The sequence below is a fragment of the Sphingomonas sp. genome (assembly GCF_026460985.1).
In the GTDB taxonomy this organism is placed as follows: Bacteria; Pseudomonadota; Alphaproteobacteria; order Sphingomonadales; family Sphingomonadaceae; genus Sphingomonas.
The window spans coordinates 14,217-33,860 of record NZ_JAPKNM010000028.1 but is presented as its reverse complement, the minus strand read 5'-3'; the positions used below and the strand labels follow the sequence as shown (position 1 = coordinate 33,860).

General features: G+C 66.3%; 14 protein-coding genes and 1 tRNA gene. 10 read left to right on the top strand and 5 right to left on the bottom strand.

Translation table 11 applies throughout. From position 1 onward, the window contains the following. Together MT490_RS06025 and MT490_RS06020 are read left to right on the top strand one after the other, a co-directional pair. Positions 1 to 580 (top strand): type II secretion system protein GspJ (locus MT490_RS06025; protein WP_363321729.1); only part of this gene is annotated, 580 nt, incomplete at its 5' end. Further along, the gene (locus MT490_RS06020) at positions 577 to 1,452 is read left to right on the top strand and encodes a type II secretion system protein GspK (protein ID WP_297385170.1); all 876 of its coding nucleotides are present in this window, start codon (positions 577 to 579) and stop codon (positions 1,450 to 1,452) included. The genes MT490_RS06025 and MT490_RS06020, both read left to right, overlap by 4 nt. Positions 1,453 to 1,489: 37 nt before the next feature. On the opposite strand, the gene MT490_RS06015 is transcribed toward MT490_RS06020, so the two are convergent. Both MT490_RS06015 and MT490_RS06010 read right to left on the bottom strand, forming a co-directional pair. Next, complete coding sequence (locus MT490_RS06015) at positions 1,490 to 2,812, bottom strand: ATP-binding protein (protein ID WP_297385168.1); 1,323 nt, start codon at positions 2,810 to 2,812, stop codon at positions 1,490 to 1,492. Further along, positions 2,802 to 4,196, bottom strand: coding sequence for a sigma-54 dependent transcriptional regulator (locus MT490_RS06010; RefSeq protein ID WP_297385166.1), 1,395 nt, complete (start codon positions 4,194 to 4,196; stop codon positions 2,802 to 2,804). Before MT490_RS06010 ends, MT490_RS06015 begins: the two co-directional genes overlap by 11 nt. A gap of 308 nt (positions 4,197 to 4,504) precedes the next feature. Here MT490_RS06010 and MT490_RS06005 point away from each other — a divergent pair, with 308 nt between their 5' ends. From MT490_RS06005 to MT490_RS05985, 5 genes are all read left to right on the top strand, one after another. After that, positions 4,505 to 4,708: a hypothetical protein gene (locus tag MT490_RS06005; RefSeq protein ID WP_297385164.1), complete on the top strand. Its 204-nt coding sequence runs from the start codon at positions 4,505 to 4,507 to the stop codon at positions 4,706 to 4,708. A 115-nt stretch (positions 4,709 to 4,823) separates the two neighbouring features. Continuing rightward, positions 4,824 to 6,074, top strand: a complete 1,251-nt coding sequence (locus MT490_RS06000; protein WP_297385162.1) for an efflux RND transporter periplasmic adaptor subunit — start codon at positions 4,824 to 4,826, stop codon at positions 6,072 to 6,074. Between the two features lie 20 nt (positions 6,075 to 6,094). Continuing rightward, a complete protein-coding gene (locus tag MT490_RS05995) occupies positions 6,095 to 6,775 on the top strand; it encodes an ABC transporter ATP-binding protein (protein WP_297385160.1) in 681 nt (226 codons plus the stop codon). A 127-nt stretch (positions 6,776 to 6,902) separates the two neighbouring features. Beyond that, positions 6,903 to 9,359: an FtsX-like permease family protein gene (locus MT490_RS05990; protein ID WP_297385158.1), complete on the top strand. Its 2,457-nt coding sequence runs from the start codon at positions 6,903 to 6,905 to the stop codon at positions 9,357 to 9,359. A 10-nt stretch (positions 9,360 to 9,369) separates the two neighbouring features. Next, complete coding sequence (locus MT490_RS05985) at positions 9,370 to 11,880, top strand: ABC transporter permease (RefSeq protein ID WP_297385156.1); 2,511 nt, start codon at positions 9,370 to 9,372, stop codon at positions 11,878 to 11,880. A gap of 113 nt (positions 11,881 to 11,993) precedes the next feature. Here the strand turns inward: MT490_RS05985 and MT490_RS05980 are convergent. Together MT490_RS05980 and MT490_RS05975 are read right to left on the bottom strand one after the other, a co-directional pair. Further along, positions 11,994 to 12,070 (bottom strand) — tRNA-Pro (locus MT490_RS05980). 90 nt (positions 12,071 to 12,160) lie between these two features. After that, positions 12,161 to 13,462, bottom strand: coding sequence for an FAD-dependent oxidoreductase (locus MT490_RS05975; protein WP_297385154.1), 1,302 nt, complete (start codon positions 13,460 to 13,462; stop codon positions 12,161 to 12,163). A 95-nt stretch (positions 13,463 to 13,557) separates the two neighbouring features. Here MT490_RS05975 and pnuC point away from each other — a divergent pair, with 95 nt between their 5' ends. Genes pnuC through lepA form a run of 3 tightly spaced genes read left to right on the top strand, consistent with a single transcriptional unit; the run spans position 13,558 to position 16,454 of the window. Further along, positions 13,558 to 14,112: a nicotinamide riboside transporter PnuC gene (gene pnuC / locus MT490_RS05970; protein ID WP_297385152.1), complete on the top strand. Its 555-nt coding sequence runs from the start codon at positions 13,558 to 13,560 to the stop codon at positions 14,110 to 14,112. Further along, complete coding sequence (locus tag MT490_RS05965) at positions 14,109 to 14,633, top strand: ATP-binding protein (protein ID WP_297385150.1); 525 nt, start codon at positions 14,109 to 14,111, stop codon at positions 14,631 to 14,633. The genes pnuC and MT490_RS05965 overlap by 4 nt, the downstream gene beginning before the upstream one ends. A 12-nt stretch (positions 14,634 to 14,645) precedes the next feature. Then, the gene (lepA, locus tag MT490_RS05960; protein ID WP_297385148.1) at positions 14,646 to 16,454 is read left to right on the top strand and encodes a translation elongation factor 4; all 1,809 of its coding nucleotides are present in this window, start codon (positions 14,646 to 14,648) and stop codon (positions 16,452 to 16,454) included. Between the two features lie 376 nt (positions 16,455 to 16,830). Here the strand turns inward: lepA and MT490_RS05955 are convergent, their stop codons facing one another. After that, positions 16,831 to 19,365 (bottom strand): TonB-dependent receptor, encoded by a 2,535-nt coding sequence (locus tag MT490_RS05955; RefSeq protein ID WP_297385146.1) that lies wholly within the window; start codon positions 19,363 to 19,365, stop codon positions 16,831 to 16,833. Positions 19,366 to 19,644 lie beyond the last annotated feature (279 nt).

Here is a 19,644-nt window from a genome sequence, read left to right as displayed (position 1 = left end):
AGGATCATATGGGAGGCCGGGTGGGGGAGCGGGCCGGTGCAGACCCCCTACCGAAGAATCCGGCTTCACGCTGATCGAGCTGATGATCTCGCTGGGGCTGTTCGCGCTGATCGCGGTCGCCGGGCTCGCGCTGGTCGAGGGCATCATCAACGTCCAGGGACGCACCGAGAAACGGCTCGACCGGCTCGCCGACCTGCAGCGGACGATGTTCGTCGTCTCCAGCGATGTCGAGCAGATCGCGAGCGGGCCGCTGTCGGGCGGCGGCGCCAACCTCTCCTTCAACCGCACGGCCCCCGGCATGGGCGGCGTGGCGGTGCCATTGCGTTACGGCGCCGCCGGCGGCGCGCTGGTGCGGACGGTGGGGCCGGCGCCGCAGCTGGTGCTCGCGGGAGTCACAGGGGTGCGCTGGCGCTTCTGGGACGGGACATGGGTCGATCGCTGGCCGATCAGCGAGGAAGACAAGGACCGCTGGCCGCGCGCGGTTGCGCTGGAGATGGTCGTGCAGGGACCGGGCGGCACGCCGGGCTCGCTGCGGCGCGTGATCGCGCTCCCGGTCCGGCCCGAGGAGCCCAAGCAGTGAGCCGCGGCCGCGACGAAGAGGGCATGATCCTCGTCAACGTGCTGATGTTCGTCGCGATCGCCGCGGGGCTGGTGCTGCTGATGATCAACCGCGAGGAGCTTGCGCTCGATCGCGGCCTGCGCACCCGCGAGGCGGCGCGCGCGCTGGCGATCGTACGCGGCGGCGAGCTCTCGGCGCTGGTCGCATTGCGTCGCGACGGCGAGCAGGCGCCCGAGGTCGATCATGTCGGCGAGCCCTGGGCGAAGCTCTCGGAGAATGGCGCGCCGATCGAGGGCGGCAGCTTCGACCTCGCGATTGCCGACGCCGAGGGGCGCTTCAACATCAATTCGGTGCGCACGGGCGAGGTCGCGTCGACGATCCTGTTCCAGACGATCGGCAACGAAGTGGGGCTGACCCCCGAGCAGATCGTCGCCGCGGTTGAATATGTGCGGTTGCAGGGCCCGGTCACCGATCTGCGGCCGTTGCGGCTGGCGGGCGTAGAGCCCAAGGTCGCCGACCGGCTCGAACGGCTGGTGACCGCGCTGCCGGGGACCACGACGCTCAACCTCAACGCCGCCGACGAGGAGATGCTCGCTTTGCTCTTCCGCGATCCGGTGGTGGCGCAGCGGCTGGTCGAGGTGCGCGCGCGGCAGGGCTATCTGACCGCCAAGGATTTGAGCGACCAGAACGTCTCGCTGCCCCGCGGTACGTCGTTCCGCTCGAACACCTTCTGGGTGCGCACCCGCGCGACGATCGGCGGGACCAGCCAGCAGGCCGCGACGCTGATTCAGCGCCGGCGGCTGGACGACGGGACGGTCGAGGCCGTCCCCGTCGAGCGGTGGCGCAATGCGGCGGTGCCGCCTGGCGCGCCGGTGTTGGGGGTGAGGGGATAGCGGCATTTCTATCCTCCCCCGCCAGGGGGAGGATAAGTTACAGCACGATCCGGAACAGCGCACCGCCGCCGGGCGCATCGCCGACGTCGATCGCGCCGCCATGCGCGATGACGATCTGGCGGGCGAGGTTCAGCCCCACGCCGGTGCCGGTGGCGCGGGTGGTGAAGAAGGGCAGGAACACGTCCTGCCGCAAGCTCTCGGGCACGCCGGGGCCGTTGTCCTCGACTTCGATCACGGTCGCCTGGTTGTCGCCGAGCAGGCGTAGCGCGAGCCGGGGCTGCGCGGTCTCCTGCATCGCCTGCGCGGCATTCTGCATCAGGTTGATCACTACCTGGGCGAGCAGGTCCGGATCGGCGTCGAGGGCTAGATTACCCGGCGAAACCTCCACTTGCAGCGGCACGGCCGGCGCCTTGGCCGCGAAGATGCGCGCGAGCTCGTCGGCCCAAGGGCGTGCGGCGAAGCTCTGGCGCTTGAGCTCCGGGGTCTGCGCCACCGCGCGATAGGCCTCGATGAAGTTGCTGAGCCCCTGCGCGCGGCGGGCGAGCGTCTCGACCGCGATACGGGCGTCGCCGATGCGCGGATCGGCCGAGAGATCGGGATCGCGGAGCAGGTCCGCCGCGGTCGCCGCGAGCGACGTGACCGGGGTGAGCGAGTTGAGGATCTCGTGCGTCAGCACGCGGACGAGGTCGGTCTGCGCCGCCATCTCGACGGCGTCGAGCGTGCCCTGGATCGGCTGGACGCTGATCGCGCGGGTGCGCTGGCCGAGCCGCTCGAGCGTCGCCGCACGCACGAGCATCCGCTGCGGGCGTTCTGCGATATTGAGAATCAATAGCTCTTCACTTTGCGAAGCGTTCGCAAGACGCCGCGCGAAGGTCGCGCCATAGACCGCGAAATCCTCGGGCCGCGTCCCATGCTCGCCGGTGAACAGCCGCCGCGCCGCCTTGTTGGCGAGGGTGACATGGCGGTCGGCGCTGACCGTCAGCACCGCGACCGGCATGTCGTCGACCAGCGCGTCGAGGTAACGCAGCTCGCCGGCGATGCGGTCCTGCTCGACGCGGAAGCGGGCGAGCGCTTCGTTGAGCGCGCTGCCAAGCTCGTCGAACCCCGCGCCACCCTGCGCATCGAACTGGAGCGCGGTATCGCCGAACTTGAGCGCTTCGAGGAAGCGGGCGACGGTGCGGTTGGTGCGCGTGACGTGGCGCCAGAGCCCCGCGAAGGTCGCGGCGGCGATGGCGAGCGCGACGATCCGCGCCGCGCCGAGCCCGGGCGCCAGGAAGGCCGCGATGCACGCCAGCAGCACTGCCACCAGCGCGACGATCCAGGCGAGCAGCCCGATCGTGAAGCGCTGGTCAAAGCCCATGCTTCTCCATGCGCCGATAGAGTGCTGCACGCGACAGGCCGAGCTCGTGCGCGGCCAGCGAAATGTTGTAGCCGTGCTTGCGAAGCGCTTCCTCGACCAGCCGGCGCTCGACGCGCTCGAGGTTGAGGTCCTCGGTCGCGTGGGGCGCCACCACCGCCGAAGGCGCGATCCGCGGTGCCGCCGAGACGAGCGCGAAGTCCTCCGGCTCGAGCGGCACGTCGCGCGCGAGGATCACCGCACGTTCCAGCGCGTGGCGGAGCGCGCGGACATTGCCCGGCCAGTCATGATTGAGCAGGGCCGCGCGCGCGGCGGCGCTGAGCTGCGGATGCGGGCGGCCGTAGCGCTTGGCATAATGGTCGAGATAATGCTCGATCAGCTCGGGCACATCCTCGAGCCGCTCGCGCAAAGGCGGCAGGTCGATCTCGACGGTGTTGAGCCGGAACAGCAGATCCTGGCGGAAATGGCTCTCGTCGCGCAATTTCTCGGGCGGCAGATTGGTCGCGGCGATCACGCGGATGTTGACCGGCACCGGCTTGTTGGCGCCGACCGGGGTGACCTGGCGTTGCTCGAGCACGGTCAGCAACTTGGGCTGGAGGCGAAGCGGCAAATTGCCGATCTCGTCGAGGAACAAAGTGCCGCCGTCCGCTGCCTGGATACGGCCGACGCGATCGGTGCGCGCGTCGGTGAACGCGCCCTTCACATGGCCGAACAGCTCCGAATCGATCAGATCCTCGGAGACCGCGCCGAGATCGACGGTGAGCATCACCTGGTCGGCGCGCAGCGACTGGCGATGGAGTTCGCGCGCGACGAGTTCCTTGCCGGTACCGTTCTCGCCGAGGACGAGGACATTGGCGTCGGTCGGCGCGGCCCGGGCGATCAGCGAATGGACGCGCGCCATCGCGGGCGACTGGCCGAGCAGCGCGGTTCCGGCGATCACCGACGAAGCCGGCGCGGGCGCGGCGCCGCCTGCCACCGCCGCCTTTCGCGAGCGGCGCAGCGCGGCCGCGGTGCGTACCGTGGCGAGCAATTTGTCGTTGGACCAGGGCTTGGAGACGAAGTCGGTCGCGCCGCGCTTCATCGCCGCCACCGCGACCTGCACCCCGGCATGCGCGGTGATCATCACCACCACCATCTCGGGATCCATGCCGAGCAATTTCTCCAGCCAGGCGAGCCCTTCTGCCGCGTCGGTCGCCCCGCGCGCGAAATTGGCGTCGAGCAGCACGACGTCGGGCGTACGCGCCTCGACGAGGGGCAATGCTTCGTCGGGGCTGCGGACGGTGGCGACGTCGCTGAACAGCCGGCGCAACAGCAGCCGCGACGCCATCAGGATGTCGTCGTCGTCGTCGATCACGACGCAATAGTCGAATTCAGGCCCGCTCCCCATGCCGTCCACTCCCGTACAGCGGCTGTGCGATTCCGGACAATCAAAATGCGTGCCAATGTCCATCTTCCCTCTCCCCTTGTGGGAGAGGGAGGGAGCCGACGTTAGTCGACGGAAGGGTGAGGGGGAGTGAGACTCATGTCCCCCTCATCCTTCCCACTCGCTTCGCGAGCGGGCCCCTTCCTTCTCCCACAAGGGGAGAAGGAGATCTATCACCTCGCTGGCGCGGCATTTGGCACGGCTCCTGCTGAGAGAAGCGCAGGCAATAGCTGGCGAGGAATGCACAAGTGTCTGGGAGCCGACGCGGAAAAGTGGCGCGAAATGCAGTGCTGCTGGGCGCGCTCGCCTGCGCGGCGGCCGCGTTTGCGGGCAAGCCGCAGGCCGCGCTCGACGTGGCGGTGCGCGCGGAGAGCGGCCACGCGCTGCTCCGGCTGGGCTTCGTATCGATCAGCCTGGCGTTCGATTTCGGACAGAAGTGTTCGAAATCGGACGCTTGTACCGGTGCCTTCCTGTGATCAGTCTCGAACCATGCCTCCGGTCCGGGCTTGGCACGGGGGTTGCTAAGTCATGACCATGGGTGTCGTTCGGATGCAGAAAGATGCGGGGGATCGCCCCGTCACCGGGAGCGGAATGGACCAGGTGGTCGAGACGCGGAAGCTGTCGACCAAGGTCAAGGCCGCGCTCGGCGGGGCGTTGGCGTTGGTCGCGGCCTTGCTGTTCTGGTGGTTCGCGCCTTCGGGATCGAGCCAGACCGTCGGCGCCGACAATGTCACCATCTCCACCGTGACGCGAGGCACGTTCGACGATTTCATCCCGCTGCGCGCGCGGGTTACGCCTTTGCTCACCGTCTATATCGACGCGGTCGAGGGCGGCCGGGTCGAGAAGATGCTGGTCGAGGACGGCGCGACCGTCGCCCAGGGCCAGCCGATCGCCTTGCTCTCCAACGCCGAGCTCCAGCTCTCGACGCTCGCGCGCCAGACCGAGGTCGAGCAGCAGATCAACAACATGCGCAGCCAGGAGCTGTCGCTCGCCCAGACCCGGCTCGCGAACGAGCGCGCGGTGCTCGCGGCGGAGACGGCCTATGACAAGGCGCGTCGCCAGTACGACCGTGAGAAGCCGCTTGCCGAGAAGGGCTTCGTCTCCGGCAAGCAGTTCGCCGACACCCAGGCCGATTACGCGCTCAGCCAGCGCAACCTCGCGGCGCTGAAGCGCAGCCAGGCCACCGACGAGCGGCTCCAGGGCAGCCAGCTCTCGCAGCAGGCGGCGGCGGCGCAATCGATGCAGTCGGGCCTCGCCATCGCGCGCGCCAATCTCGACGCGCTCCAGCTGCGCGCGCCGGTCGCCGGGCAGCTCTCGGGCTTCTCGGTCCAGGTCGGCCAGTCACTCCAGCGCGGCGAGCGGGTGGGGCAGATCGACAGCCCCGGCCGCAACAAGCTGATCGCCGGGGTCGACGAATTCTATCTCGGCCGCGTCCAGCTCCAGCAGCGCGCGAGCCTCGATTTCGGCGGCAAGCGCTACGACGCCAAGGTCACCAAGATCTATCCGCAGGTGCAGAACGGCCAGTTCCAGGTCGACCTGCAGTTCGTCGGGGCCGAGCCCGCCAACATCCAGCGCGGCCAGACGATGCAGGCGCGCCTGACGCTCGGCGATCCGGCTCCGGCTCTGCTCGTTCCCAACGGCGCCTTCTACAACGAGACCGGCGGCAACTGGATCTTCGTGGTCACCCCGGACGGTACCGGCGCGGTCAAGCGCAACGTCCGTCTCGGCCGCCGCAACGCCGAGTTCATCGAAGTGCTCGAGGGGCTCGATGCCGGCGAGAAGGTGCTGACCTCGCCTTATACCGGCTACACCGACAAGACGCGCCTGGACCTGACCAAATAATTCCAACGAAAGGGAATTCCATGCTGACGATGCGCGAACTCTCCAAGGTCTACCGTACCGACACGGTGCAGACGACCGCGCTCGACGCGATCGATCTCGACATCGCCGAGGGCGAGTTCGTCGCGATCATGGGGCCTTCGGGCTGCGGGAAGTCGACCCTGCTCAACATGGTCGGGATGCTCGATAGCCCTTCGTCCGGGTCGTACGTGTTCAATGGCAAGGAAGTCGCCGGCCTCTCCGAGAGCAAGCTCGCCGACGTGCGCAAGGAGAGCATCGGCTTCATCTTCCAGAGCTTCAACCTGGTCGACGAACTGTCGGTCCGCGACAATGTCGAGCTCGCCTTGCTCTATCACAATGTCTCCGCTTCCGAGCGCAAGCGCCGCGTAGACGAGGTCATGGACAAGGTAGGCATCGCCCATCGCGCGCGGCACAGGCCGAGTCAGCTCTCGGGCGGCCAGCAGCAGCGCGTCGCGGTGGCGCGCGCGCTCGTCGCCAACCCCAAGCTGATCCTCGCCGACGAGCCGACCGGCAACCTCGACACACACCATGGCGAGGAAGTGATGCGGATGCTTCAGACGCTCAATGCCGAGGGTTCGACGATCGTGATGGTCACGCACTCGCCGGCGCACGCCGATTACGCGGGGCGGATCGTGTCGATGCTCGACGGCCGCATCCTGCAGGAGCGGCGCCGGGCGGCGTGAAGAAGTCACCCTCTCGCCGCTCGCGGGGAGAGGGCAGGGGAGAGGGGTAGTGGCTCGCCCTCGCGGCCATGTCCCTCTCCCTACCCCCGCCGAGCAGGTGGGGAGGGGAGCAGGAAGGGGATGCCATATGTGGCGTAACTATCTGACGATCGCACTGCGGCTGCTGGCGGCCAACCGCGCCTATGCCGCGATCAACATCGGCGGGCTGGCGCTAGGGCTCGCCGGCTGCCTGCTGATCCTCGGCTATGTGCGCTACGAGCAAAGCTACGACAGCTGGCTGCCCGACAGCGATCGTGTCTATCAGGTCCAGACGACGATCCATCCACCCGCGCAGCCGGCGGTCCACAGCCAGGCGAGCGCCTTCCCGCTGTACGAGAGGCTGGCCAGCGGTTTTCCGCAGATCGAGGCCATGACCTCGGTGGCGCTGGGCAAGACTGTCACCGAGCATGACGGCCAGCCGATGTTCCTCGAGGCGACGACGGTCGACCCGACCTTCTTCACGGTCTTCGATCTACCCTTTGCGCAGGGTTCGGTGGCGAGCGTGCTGCCCGACACCAATTCGGTCGTGATGACCGAGAGCGAGGCGATCCGCCAGTTCGGCACCGCCGATGCGCTGGGCAAGCTGCTGAGCCTTGGTGCCGGCCCCGGCAAGCGCGACTATCGGGTGAGCGGCGTGCTGCGCGACTTGCCGCGCAACACCAGCCTGAAGCTCGGCATCGTTTTCCGCCGCGACCCGAGCCAGGTCCCCTATCAGGGCTGGGGCAATTTCGACCAGCAGCACTTCGTCAAGCTCCGCCCCGGTGCCGACGCCGTGGCGATCAACAGGACGCTTCCCGGCTGGGAAAAGCGCGCGATCCCCGTCGAGACGATCGAGGGCAAGCCGGCGACGATGTCCGACCTCATGGATTTCCGGCTGGTGCCGCTCGGCGACGTCCATCTGGGCGCGGCGCAGGAAAAGGCGATGACCCCCGGCGGCGATCCGCGTTCGCTGGCGACCTTCGCGGTGGTCGCGCTGCTGACGCTCGGCATGGCGGTGATGAACTTCGTCAACCTTTCCACCGCGCGCGCAACCCAGCGCGCCCGTGAAGTGGCGCTCCGCAAGGTGCTCGGCGCATCGCGCGGGCAACTGATCGTCCAGTTTCTCGGCGAGAGCCTGGTGCTGGCCGCAGTCGCGATGCTGCTCGCACTGGCGATCGTCGAGCTCGCGACGCCGTGGATCGCTGCCCTGGTGGGTGCCGATCTCCACATCGCCTATTTCGGCAAGGGCGGCATGTTCTGGCCCGCGCTCGGGCTCTTCGCGGCGACGGGGCTGCTGGGCGGCCTCTATCCGGCCTTCTATCTCAGCCGCTTCCAGCCCGCCGAGGTGCTCCGCGCCAACAAGTCCTCGGTCGAGACGCCGGGTAGCGGGCGGTTCCGCGCCGCGCTCGTCGTCTTCCAGTTCGCGATCGCTATCGGGCTGATCGTCTGTACTTCGGTGATCTGGTCGCAGACACGCTTCGTCGAGACCGTCGATCCCGGCTATCGCCGCGACGGACTGGTCCAGATCGCCAATGCCTGGCGCTTCACGCAAGGGGCCGAATATGAGGCGGCGCGCGCCGCGATGCTCGCCATCCCCGGGGTCACGGTCACTGCGCGCACCGAATTGGGGCTGGCCTCGACGGCGAAGACGCAGAGCCTGATGCGCGTGCAGGGCGCCGCGGACTATCAGTCGATGGGCTTTTTCGGCGTCGACGCCCCCTTCCTCGAGACGATGGGAATAGACCTGCTCGCCGGCCGCCTGCTCGGCGACCGCTTTGCCGGCGACCGGATCAGCGGGCAGGCGCCCCCGGCGCTGATCGCGCGCGGGATGAACGTCGTGGTCAACCGCGCGGCTGCGGCGAAGTTCGGGTACCGGACGCCGCAGGCGGCGATCGGGCAAGTCGTGCAAATCGCCGTCGGGGGCTTCAACATGGTTCCGGCGACCATCGTCGGCGTGGTCGAGGACACGCGGTTCCGCACCGCGCGCGATGCGATCGAGCCGATGGTATTCACCTATGACCCCGATCGCACCAACACGGTGCTCGTCCGCTTCGCCGCGGCGCGCCCAGGCGAGGTGATGGCGGCGCTGAACAAGGTATGGCGCAAGTTCGAGCCCGAAATCCCGTTCGAGGCGCGCTTCGCAGACGACATCGTCCGCGAACTCTACGCGGCCGATCGCGCGCGCACGCTGCTGTTCGCATCCTTCTCGCTGCTCGCGATCGTGATCGCCTGTCTCGGCCTCTACAGCCTCGCCTCGTTCGCGACCGAACGACGGACCAAGGAGATCGGCATCCGCAAGGTGCTGGGCGCCAAGGTGCGCGACATCGTGCGGCTGCTGGTCTGGCAGTTCTCCAGGCCGGTGGTGCTCGCCAATCTGGTCGCCTGGCCGGTCGCCTGGTGGGCGATGCGCGAATGGCTCAACACCTTCGACATCCGTATCGCGCTGACGCCCACGCCGTTCGTCCTGGCCGCATTGCTCGCGCTCGCCATCGCGGTCGCCACCGTCGCCGGCCAGTCGCTGCGGGTCGCCCGCACCAACCCCATCCACGCGCTTCGCTACGAGTAGGAACCTGCACATGTGGCGCAATTATGTGACCGTCGGCCTGAGGGCGCTGGCCAAGAACAAGGTCTATGCCTTCATCAACATCTTCGGCCTGTCGCTCGGCATCGCCGCGTGCCTGCTGATCCTCACCTTCGTCCGCTACGAGTTCAGCTATGACAGCTGGATGCCGGGCGCGGGGAATGCGTATCAGCTGCAGGACTTCTACAAGCCGACCGAGCAGGGCGGCGAGGAGTACAAGCTGCAGGTGACGAGCTACGCCTCGGGCCTCGCACTGCAGAAGGATTTCCCGCAGGTCGAGAAGCGCGTCTACATCACCAACCAGGGCTTCACCTTCATCCTGAACGGGCAAGCCTATAGTCCTGAGGGCACCTTCTTCGCCGACGGCAACATCTTCGACATCCTACAGCTGCCGTTCGTGCGCGGCGACGCGGTGCATGCGCTCGACGATCCCCGCGCGCTGGTGCTGAGCGAGACCGAGGCGAAGAAGTATTTCGGTTCCCAGAACCCGATCGGAAAGACGATCACGGTGCTGAGCTCGGACCTGAAGGAGGACTATCGCGTCACCGGCGTGTTCAAGGATCTGCCCAAGAACACGCATCTGCGCATGGGCGCGGTGGCCCGCTTCAATCCCCAGAGCTATTTCGGCAAGATCCCCACCTTCCTGACCTCGTGGAACTCGCAGGGCGGCTATGTCTATGTGAAGCTGCGCCCGGGTACGCATGCGAAGCAGCTGATGGCGCAGTTCCCGGCCTGGGAGAAGCGCAACATCCCGAACGATCCCGCCGATGGCGGTCCGGTGACCAATCCCGGCGACCATCAGGACTGGCGGCTGACCAATGTCCGCGACGTCCATCTCGGCGAGGCGCAGAATGCCACCCAGACCGCGGGGAGCGACAAGCAGACGATCCTCACCTTCGCGGTCGTCGCGCTGATGATCCTCGGCATGGCGTGCATCAACTTCACCAATCTCGCCACCGCCCGGGCCTCGCAGCGGGCGCGAGAGGTGGCGCTGCGCAAGGTGCTGGGCGCGACGCGCAGGCAGTTGATCGTCCAGTTCGTTGGCGAATCGATCCTCGTGGCCGGCATCGCCACGCTCGTGGCGCTGGCCCTTGCCGAGCTCGCGCTGCCGCTGCTCAACGACTTCCTCGATGCGGAAATGCAGATCCGCTATCTGGGCAGCGACGGCATCTTGCTCCCGGTCGTCCTCCTGGCGATCCTCGTCGGCCTCGCCGGGGGCGTCTATCCGGCGCTGTACCTTTCGCGCTTCCAGCCGGCGCGTGTGCTCAAGGCGAACAAGTCGGCCGCCGATGCCGAGGGGAGCGGGCGGCTGCGCAACCTGCTGGTGGTCGGCCAGTTCGCGGTGTCGATCGGGCTGATCATCTGCACCGCGATCGTCTATTCGCAGACGATCTACGCGCGGACGATGGACGCCGGCTACAAGCGCGAAGGGCTGATCCAGGTAGGCGGGATCAACGAGCCGCAGGCGGAGGCCGTCATGCGGACGATGGTCGAGGAGGTCCGCCGGGTCCCCGGCGTGACCGCCGCCGGCCGGACCACGATCGCGGTCGCCCCGGGCAACAACTCGATGACGTCGGCCCGGCTGCCCGGCCAGACCGAATATGTGCAGCTCGGCGTCTACGGCATCGATCCGGGGGTCAAGGACGCGCTGGGGATGAGGCTGCTCGCCGGCCGCAACTTCTCCGAAGCGATCGCGATGGACGATTCGACCACGCCGTCGCCGACCGACATCGCGGCGGAGAAGGCGCTCGTCGCGCGCGGCACCAACGTCGTCCTCTCCGAGATGGCGGCCAAAAGGCTCGGTTTCGCCACGCCGCAGGCGGCCATCGGCAAGCAGGTCCAGATCGGCTTCACCGTGCCCGAGGCGGGCAATTGGGTCCCCGCCACGGTGGTCGGCGTGGTGAGCGACGTACGCTATCGCAGCGTCCGCCAGCCGCTCCAGCCGATCGTCTATTTCTACCAGACCCGCGGCTATTACACGTTGCTCGTGCGCCATGTCGGCGACGCCAAGCCGATCCGCGACAGGATCGAGGCGATCTGGAAGCGGCTGGTACCCGAACTCCCCTTCGAGGCGCGCTCGGTCACCGAGGTGGTCCACAATCTCTACAATCGCGACGAGACCCGCGCCCAGCTGTTCGGGATGTTCGCCATCCTCGCCGCGGTGATCGGCTGCCTCGGCCTGTTCGGGCTCGCCGCCTTCACCGCCGAGCGCCGGACCAAGGAGATCGGGATCCGCAAGGTGCTCGGCGCGCGCACCCGCGACATCGTGCGGCTGCTGGTGTGGCAGTTCAGCCGGCCGGTGCTGATCGCCAATCTGATCGCCTGGCCGGTGGCGTGGTGGGTGATGCGCGACTGGCTCAACCAGTTCGACATCCGCGTCGATCTGACCCCGGTTCCCTTCGTGCTCTCGGGCACGCTTGCGCTGGCGATCGCCATCGCCACGATCGGCGCGCACGCCTTCCGCGTCGCGCGCACCAATCCGGTCCATGCCCTGCGCTACGAGTAGGCGCGTCAGTTCAGGACATGGCCGGGCGGGCGGGGAGGGAACTCCTCGCCCGCTTCGTTTTGCGGGGCGGGCAGGGATGTGCCTGCTCCGCAGTCGCTGGCGATGTAGGAAAATGGTCGGGAAGAGAGGATTCGAACCTCCGGCCCCTGCCTCCCGAAGACAGTGCTCTACCAGGCTGAGCTACTCCCCGACGGAGTATCGATCCTGCGCGCCTCGGGGGCGGATCGATGCTGGAGCGGGGCCTATAGCCACGCGAATCGAGTCGCGCAAGCGTCCGCGATCAGGGATTTCTGGCGCCCAGCAGCGCTTCGATGCTGGTGAATTTCTCACGGGGCGAACCGGCCCTTGCCGCGGCGATCTCGGCGGCCTCGATCTTCTGCCAGTCGCGGAAGGTCACCAGGTCCACGCCGCGCCCGGCAAGCAGCGCGTCGAGCCCGGCGCGGCCTTGCTTGCCCGCGCCCTCGCCGATGTCGGCGGCGATCTTGTCGGCGATGGCGAAGCCGTCGGGGCGGTTGGTGCCGATCGTGCCCGTCGGGCCGCGCCGCGCCCAGCCGACCGCGTAGAGGCCGGGAAGCACGCGTCCCTCGTCATTGGCGAACCGTCCCGAGCGCTCGTCATAGGGCACGCCCTCGATCGGCGGGGTGCGATAGCCGATGCAGCTCACCACCAGGCTCGCCGGCACGGTGTAGCGCTCGCCGGTGCCGCTCGCACGGCCCTGCACGTCGAGCGCGGTCCGCTCGACCACCACGCGCTCGACCTTGCCGTCGCCCTCGATCGCGACCGGCATCGCGAAGAAATCGAAGACGATGGCGATCGGCTTGTCCGCGCCGTTTGCCGTCGCGGCGAAGTTGCGCAGGTGGGTGACCGACTTGCGCTGCCCGGGATCGAGGTCCGCGTCCTCGGCGGCGGGGGGGAAGTCGCGCGGGTCTACCGCCGGCCGCGCCCGATCGAGTTCACCCAGCTCGCCCAGCTCCTTGGGCGTCATCGCTATCTGGTGCGGCCCCCGGCGACCGAGGATCGTGATCGTGTCGATGTTCGCCGCCTTGAGCGTGGTCAGGGCGTGCCCGACGATGTCCGAACCGGCGAACTCTTCCTCGGTCTTGGCGAGGATCCGCGCGACGTCGAGCGCGACATTGCCGTTCCCGATCACCACCGCCGGCCCGTCGAGCGGCGGGGCGAGATCGGCATAATCGGGATGGCCGTTATACCAACCGACGAACGCCGCCGATCCGACCACGCCGGGCAGCGCCGCGCCGGGCACCTCGAGCGGGCGATCGTGCGGCGCGCCGGTGGCGAGCACGACCGCATCGTAGAGGTTGCGGAGCTCGTCGATCGACAAGTCCGTGCCGATCGTGACGTTGCCGACGAAGCGGACATTGTCGGTCAGCGCGACCGCCTCGTAGCGGCGCGAAACGCCCTTGATCGACTGGTGATCGGGCGCGACGCCGGTGCGGATCAGCCCGAAGGGCACCGGCAGGCGATCGATGATGTCGACCCGTACGCCTTCGCCGAACACCTTCTGGCAGGCCTCGGCGGTATAATAGCCGGCAGGTCCCGAACCGATCACCGCGATATGCCGCATGCGCTGTCCTCTCGCATTTTGGGACAGGGTAGCGCGACAATTCCGCAGGGCAACCCACTCGACCCCTGCCGGAAGTTGCTGCTAGGTCAGCGCGCGTGAGCCCGATCGAAGCCGCCGCCACCCTGTTCGGGCTGATCAACGTGACGCTGGTGGTCCGGCGGAGCATGTGGAACTATCCGTTCGCGCTCCTCATGGTGTCGCTCTACGCGTGGATATTCTTCCACGAGAAGCTCTACAGCGACGCGCTGCTCCAGCTCTTCTACGCCGTGGTGAACCTCTATGGCTGGAGGAACTGGGCCCGGTCGCGCGCCGAGAGCGGCGAGGTCCGCGTCGAGCAATTGGGGCACCTCGCGCGGCTCGGCTGGCTCGCCGGATGCGTGGTCGCGGCGGGCGCCTGGGGCGCGCTGATGCATCGCTACACAGACGCCGCCTTCCCGTGGTGGGACGGCAGCATCGCCATGTTCAGCATCGCCGCGCAGATCCTCCAGTCGCGCCGCAACTGGGAAAGCTGGGTGCTGTGGATCCTGGTCGATCTCGCCGCGGTGCCGCTCTTCGCCGTCAAGGGACTCTGGCTCACCGCCGGGCTCTATCTCGTCTTCCTCGCCCTGTCCGTCTGGGGCCTGATCCATTGGACCAAAGCCAAAGCATGATTCCGCGTACCATCTGCCTCCACGGTCCCGAAAGCGTGGGCAAGACCACGATAGCCCGCCGTCTCGCCGAGCATCTCGGCGGCGAGCTGCTCGACGAATATGGCCGCGACTATGCCGAGACGCACGGCATCATGTTCACCATGCGCGACCTGGTCGAGATCGCGCAGAACCACGATGCGGGCGCGCACATGCTGCTCGCCCAGGGCGCCGATCCGCTGATCCTCGACACCGACCCGCTGATGACCGCGGTCTGGGCCGACATGCTGTTCGGCAAGCGCGACCCGTGGTTCGACGCCTGGACGGGCACCGCCGACTTCTACCTGCTGTTCGACATCGATCTGCCCTGGGTGGCCGATGGCACGCGCATCTTCGGCACGCCGCAGCTGCGCCGACGCTTCTTCGATCTGTCCAAGGCAGAGCTCGAGCGCCGCGGGTTGCGCTGGGCGCTGGTGCAGGGGGAGGGCGAGGCGCGGTTCCGCAATGCCATGGCGGCGATTGAGGCGGCGGGCCGCGCCTGCTAGGGCCGCGCGATCATGGCGACCGAACTTTCAAAGATCCGCAATTTCTCGATCATCGCGCATATCGACCACGGGAAGTCGACCCTGGCCGATCGGCTGATCCAGCGCACCGGAGGCCTCTCCGAGCGCGAGATGTCCTCCCAAGTCCTTGATAACATGGACATCGAGAAGGAGCGCGGGATCACCATCAAGGCCCAGACCGTGCGCCTCGACTGGAAGGGCCACGTCCTCAACCTGATGGACACCCCCGGACACGTCGACTTCGCCTATGAGGTGAGCCGCAGCCTCGCCGCGTGCGAGGGCGCGCTCCTCGTCGTCGACGCGGCGCAGGGCGTCGAGGCGCAGACGCTGGCGAACGTCTACCAGTCGATCGAGCACGACCACGAGATCATCCCGGTCATCAACAAGATCGACCTGCCCTCGGCCGAGCCCGAGAAGGTCCGCAACGAGATCGAGGAGATCATCGGCCTCGACGCGAGCAACGCCGTCCTCGCCAGCGCCAAGTCCGGCATCGGCATCGACGAGATCCTCGACGCGATCGTCGAACGCATCCCAGCCCCCAAGGGCGACCCCGACGCGCCGCTCAAGGCGATGCTCGTCGACAGCTGGTACGACCCTTATCTGGGCGTCGTCATCCTCGTCCGGGTGATCGACGGGACGATCAAAAAGGGCCAGCAGATCAAGTTCATGGCGGCGGGCACGACGCACCTGATCGACCGCGTCGGCGCCTTCCGCCCCAAGATCGAGCAGCTTCCCGACCTCGGCCCCGGCGAGATCGGCTTCATCACCGCGCAGATCAAGGAAGTCGCGCAGGCGCGCGTCGGCGACACGCTGACCGACGCCAAGCGGCCCACCCCCGAGCCGCTCCCCGGCTTCAAGGAAGTCCAGCCGGTGGTCTTCTGCGGCCTGTTCCCGGTCGACGCCGCCGACTTCGAGAAGCTCCGCGAGAGCATCTCCAAGCTGCGCCTCAACGACGCGTCGTTCAGCTTCGAGATGGAGACCAGCGCGGCGCTCGGCTTCGGCTTCCGCTGCGGCTTCCTGGGCCTGCTCCACCTCGAGATCATCCAGGAGCGCCTCAGCCGCGAATACGACCTCGACCTGATCACCACCGCGCCTTCGGTGGTCTACAAGATGCGGCTCACCAAGTCCGCGGGCGAGGCCGAGGGCAAGACGCTCGAGCTCCACAACCCCGCCGACATGCCCGATCCCAACCGGATCGAGGAGATCGAGGAGCCGTGGATCAAGGCGGTGATCTATGTCCCCGACGAGTATCTCGGCAGCATCCTCAAGCTCTGCCAGGACCGCCGCGGCATCCAGAAGGACCTGACCTATGTGGGCGGCCGCGCGCAGCTCACCTACGAATTGCCGCTCAACGAAGTGGTGTTCGACTTCTACGACCGGCTCAAGAGCATCAGCCGCGGCTATGCGAGCTTCGACTATGAGCAGATCGGCCACCGTCCGGGCGACCTCGTCAAGATGGGCATCCTCGTCAACAACGAGCCGGTCGATGCGCTGAGCATGATCGTCCACCGCTCGACCGCCGAGAGCCGCGGCCGCGGCATGTGCGAGCGCCTCAAGGACCTGATCCCGCGCCACTTGTTCAAGATCCCGATCCAGGCGGCGATCGGCGGCAAGGTGATCGCGCGCGAGACGATCGCGGCGATGCGCAAGGACGTCACCGCCAAATGCTATGGCGGCGACGCCACCCGCAAGCGCAAGCTGCTGGAGAAGCAGAAAGAGGGCAAGAAGCGGATGCGCGAATACGGCAGCGTGCAGATCCCGCAGGAGGCGTTCATCGCGGCGCTGCGGATGGGAGAGGAATAGGGGCGGCCGGGGTCGGGGTGTGACGCCGAGTGGGGGAGCCTGGCAAAACCGCCATTCGTTCATCGCATGCAGACCAGTGTTTGCAAGATCAACGCGCGAAAGCTTGGGGCCGCATACCGATGAGTCGTCGACATTCAGTTTGAAGGCTCCCCTCCCTGCTTGCAGGGAGGGGCAGGGGGTGGGTGTGCGCGTCTGCGCGCCTAGAAGACTCGCCAATCGTGCAGCAAAAGGCACCGGCCGGGGCATCGAGCCCCGGCCGGTGCCAACCCACCCCTAACCCCTCCCTTGAAGGGAGGGGGAATTTGAATGTCGATACAACCTAGACCGATATCGATGCGCGGCCTGGTTGACCAAGGGCGTGCCTTGGATCGAATAGCTAGAAGAGTTTCCGCAAGGAAAGCCTCACCACCCGACCCAGGGGATCCAGATAGGCTCCTTGATATCGATAGGGAACATTCCCGTTGCGATCCCGTGCCGATCGTCGACTGTTCGTCAGGTTCTCTACAGCCAGGCCAAAATGCGTGCGCTTCGCCCAACCGGCTTTTGGAAAGCGCTGCTCGAGCGCCACCCGAACATGAGCGCTTAGCGCGAAGGAGTCCGAAAACCTGATGTCCGACGCCGCGTTATCGCTGCGCACGCGCGTGCGGCTGCCCCAGGAGCCCATCAGGCTGAAGTTTATCGCGCTATAGGTCAGCCCTGCGAACCCACTCATTTCCCAACGGGAGCGGCTGGCGCTTCCATCGATCGTGTCGCCGCGAAGCAGGTCGAGATAGGGCGTGGCCAAGGTTATCCGTGCCCGGTTATCCAGGAGAAGTGAGGGGCTTAGCGATGCGAAGATGCTGGGCCGGCTATCCGGCGGTGGAGGCTCTCCCTCCTTGGGCGAGGCCGGAGGCCGGCCGAGCCTGCCATTATAGTTGATGTCGAGTCCGATCGTTCGCTGAATCTCGCTCGCCACATTGACCGGTATGAAGCTGACGGAAATCAATCGCCCCGAGCCGTCTCGGTGGAACAACTCCGGGAAAATTGTCTCGTTCAACATCGTCGCTCCGGACACGAAGCCGGCTCGATCCCTGATCGCCACATCGCTATAGCGCGCGCTTACCCTGAGGTCCTTCTCGGCGAATGGCTGATAACTCACGGATATCGTGCTCGTTCGACGCCGCTCGGGGCGCAAATCCGGATTTGCTCCCGATATCGATGTTATTAACACATTCTCGCCGCGAACAAAGTCAAAATACGGGGTGTTCGCAGTTATCGTTGTAGGGATTGCCTGAAGGGACAGCAAAGGCTGTGAGCGTGACCATTTTATAGAGGATTGGATCTGAAAATTAGATTTCGGCGACCAAGTAATGCCGTAGCTGTGACTAAACAGCGGTCCGTAATATGTCTCTTCAATCATCATCCAGAAATTTGCAGACAATTCTCCGATACCCGGGAGAACCTTGTTCCGCCGCGATGCGATGGGGAGCACTCCCGACGCTACCTGACTGGCGCTCACCCGGACAAAGTGGGTTGCACTGCTGCTATCGCCGACAGTCTCAAAAATGTCTCCGGCATCCCTGCGCAAACCGGAAACGAGAGAGAGGGTTGCGGGTCCCGCGGGCAGAGACATAGGGGACCCGTTTATCGCCATCCGGACTTCGGAGGAATCCGATGCGGAGCGCGATGCGCCCCTCACCAATTCAAGCAGGCCCGGTGCAGTCAGCGGCGCGAACGGATCGCCACCGGCTGCCACCAAAGCTTGAATGGCTACGGGATCAACCGCGATCTGGCTCTCCGACCTCGCTTCCTGGCGCTCATGCGAGCCCAGCACGTTCCATGACCAGTCCCCGGCAAAACCGTCTATCGCAGCGGACCCCCGGAAAGACTGCGATCTACCGAGCCTCGCCAGCGGAGGGAGCTCGTCGATATATCGATAGACCACTACCTCCGATGCGAACGGGGAACTCGGATTTGCGGCCCCAAGATCGATTGTCGAGGTCCCGAGCCCCTGAAGGGATCGGTCGCGATTGATGGTCGCGGACGCCGTAAAGGACGCTCGGGCAGAGCCGATAGGAGTGGCATAGCCGGCGGTGAACTTGAGAACGTCGCTCTGTGGCGAGAGCGTTCGAAATCGCCGCACGTCCGAAACGCGCGGATTATTGGCACCGGAGACGTAGCCTGCAAGCGAGTATCTATCTGCGCGCTCCGCGGGGACCGCGGCCGTAGTGGCGGGAGCGCCGATCGCCAAGCTTAGCGCCGGATCGATTTCTCCGCCGTTTTTTCCGGCGACGTTGCCGATCGTATCGAACAGCAGCTGGGTGTCGGGAGATGTTCTCCGCTGAGATTCCAGCAGTTGATCCTGATGAGAGAACTCGCCCTTCAGCGTAATCCTGGTGTCGTCGCGAAGGCGGACGAGAGAAACAGTGCCGCCTCCGCTATTTGCGCCGCCATCGCTCGTGGTGCCGCCAGTCGTTTCCGTTTCGAGGGCGCGGAAGTGCCGCAGAGTTATGAAATTCATGACCTTGCGAGTGGGTGGATAGCCGAGTTGAGCCGCTACTGCTTCTGGATATACCTCCATCCGCTCGAGAGCTTCTGGAGGTAGCGCTCCAATCTCGTCGAAACTGGCGATGCGACGCCCGTTCAGCAGTAGAATCGCATCCGATCCGTCGGCCGACCGCGAAGAAGCGCGGACTGCCTTCATCAACTCGCCGATCGTCGTCGCGCCGGTGTCCGCGATGGCCCTGCGATCAAACACGACGGGCTTCTCGTCCGTGGCCAGGGATCCGGGAAGCCGCTTGCCGACCACGACGATGTCAGGGCGCTCCTCTCGCGCCCTCTCGCCGACCCCCGCCACCTGCGCGAGAGCGCGCGGGCAGGAAATCAGGACGCAGCAAGCCAATATGCCTGTCAGATTCACGCTGCGTCGCACGGCAACCTCTTGGAAAATCGAGTAAATACAGTTTTGTATAAAAAATACCTGCCAAACTGTAGACTCGCTTTCTCTTTCTTGACAAGCTCGGGGAAGTGAAGGGGGCGAAGGATGGTAGTTTATACCATGATCTCGACATTTGTGTGTGCGCTAATTCTGGTGTCGCCCGTACCACAAGAGGTAATCCCATCGACAGATTCCGTGTTCGACGCCATCTGGCGAACAAATATCGCGGACGGTGAGCCGATCTCTATGAGTAACAATGCTTCACCTCATCCA

Coding starts and splice junctions, on each gene's coding strand:
- MT490_RS06015 (WP_297385168.1), bottom strand. CDS start 2,812: ATGGGCTTTGACCAGCGCTTCACGATCGGGCTGCTCGCCTGGATCGTC.
- MT490_RS06010 (WP_297385166.1), bottom strand. CDS start 4,196: ATGGGGAGCGGGCCTGAATTCGACTATTGCGTCGTGATCGACGACGAC.
- MT490_RS06000 (WP_297385162.1), top strand. CDS start 4,824: ATGGACCAGGTGGTCGAGACGCGGAAGCTGTCGACCAAGGTCAAGGCC.
- MT490_RS05995 (WP_297385160.1), top strand. CDS start 6,095: ATGCTGACGATGCGCGAACTCTCCAAGGTCTACCGTACCGACACGGTG.
- MT490_RS05990 (WP_297385158.1), top strand. CDS start 6,903: ATGTGGCGTAACTATCTGACGATCGCACTGCGGCTGCTGGCGGCCAAC.
- MT490_RS05985 (WP_297385156.1), top strand. CDS start 9,370: ATGTGGCGCAATTATGTGACCGTCGGCCTGAGGGCGCTGGCCAAGAAC.
- MT490_RS05975 (WP_297385154.1), bottom strand. CDS start 13,462: ATGCGGCATATCGCGGTGATCGGTTCGGGACCTGCCGGCTATTATACC.
- MT490_RS05965 (WP_297385150.1), top strand. CDS start 14,109: ATGATTCCGCGTACCATCTGCCTCCACGGTCCCGAAAGCGTGGGCAAG.
- lepA (WP_297385148.1), top strand. CDS start 14,646: ATGGCGACCGAACTTTCAAAGATCCGCAATTTCTCGATCATCGCGCAT.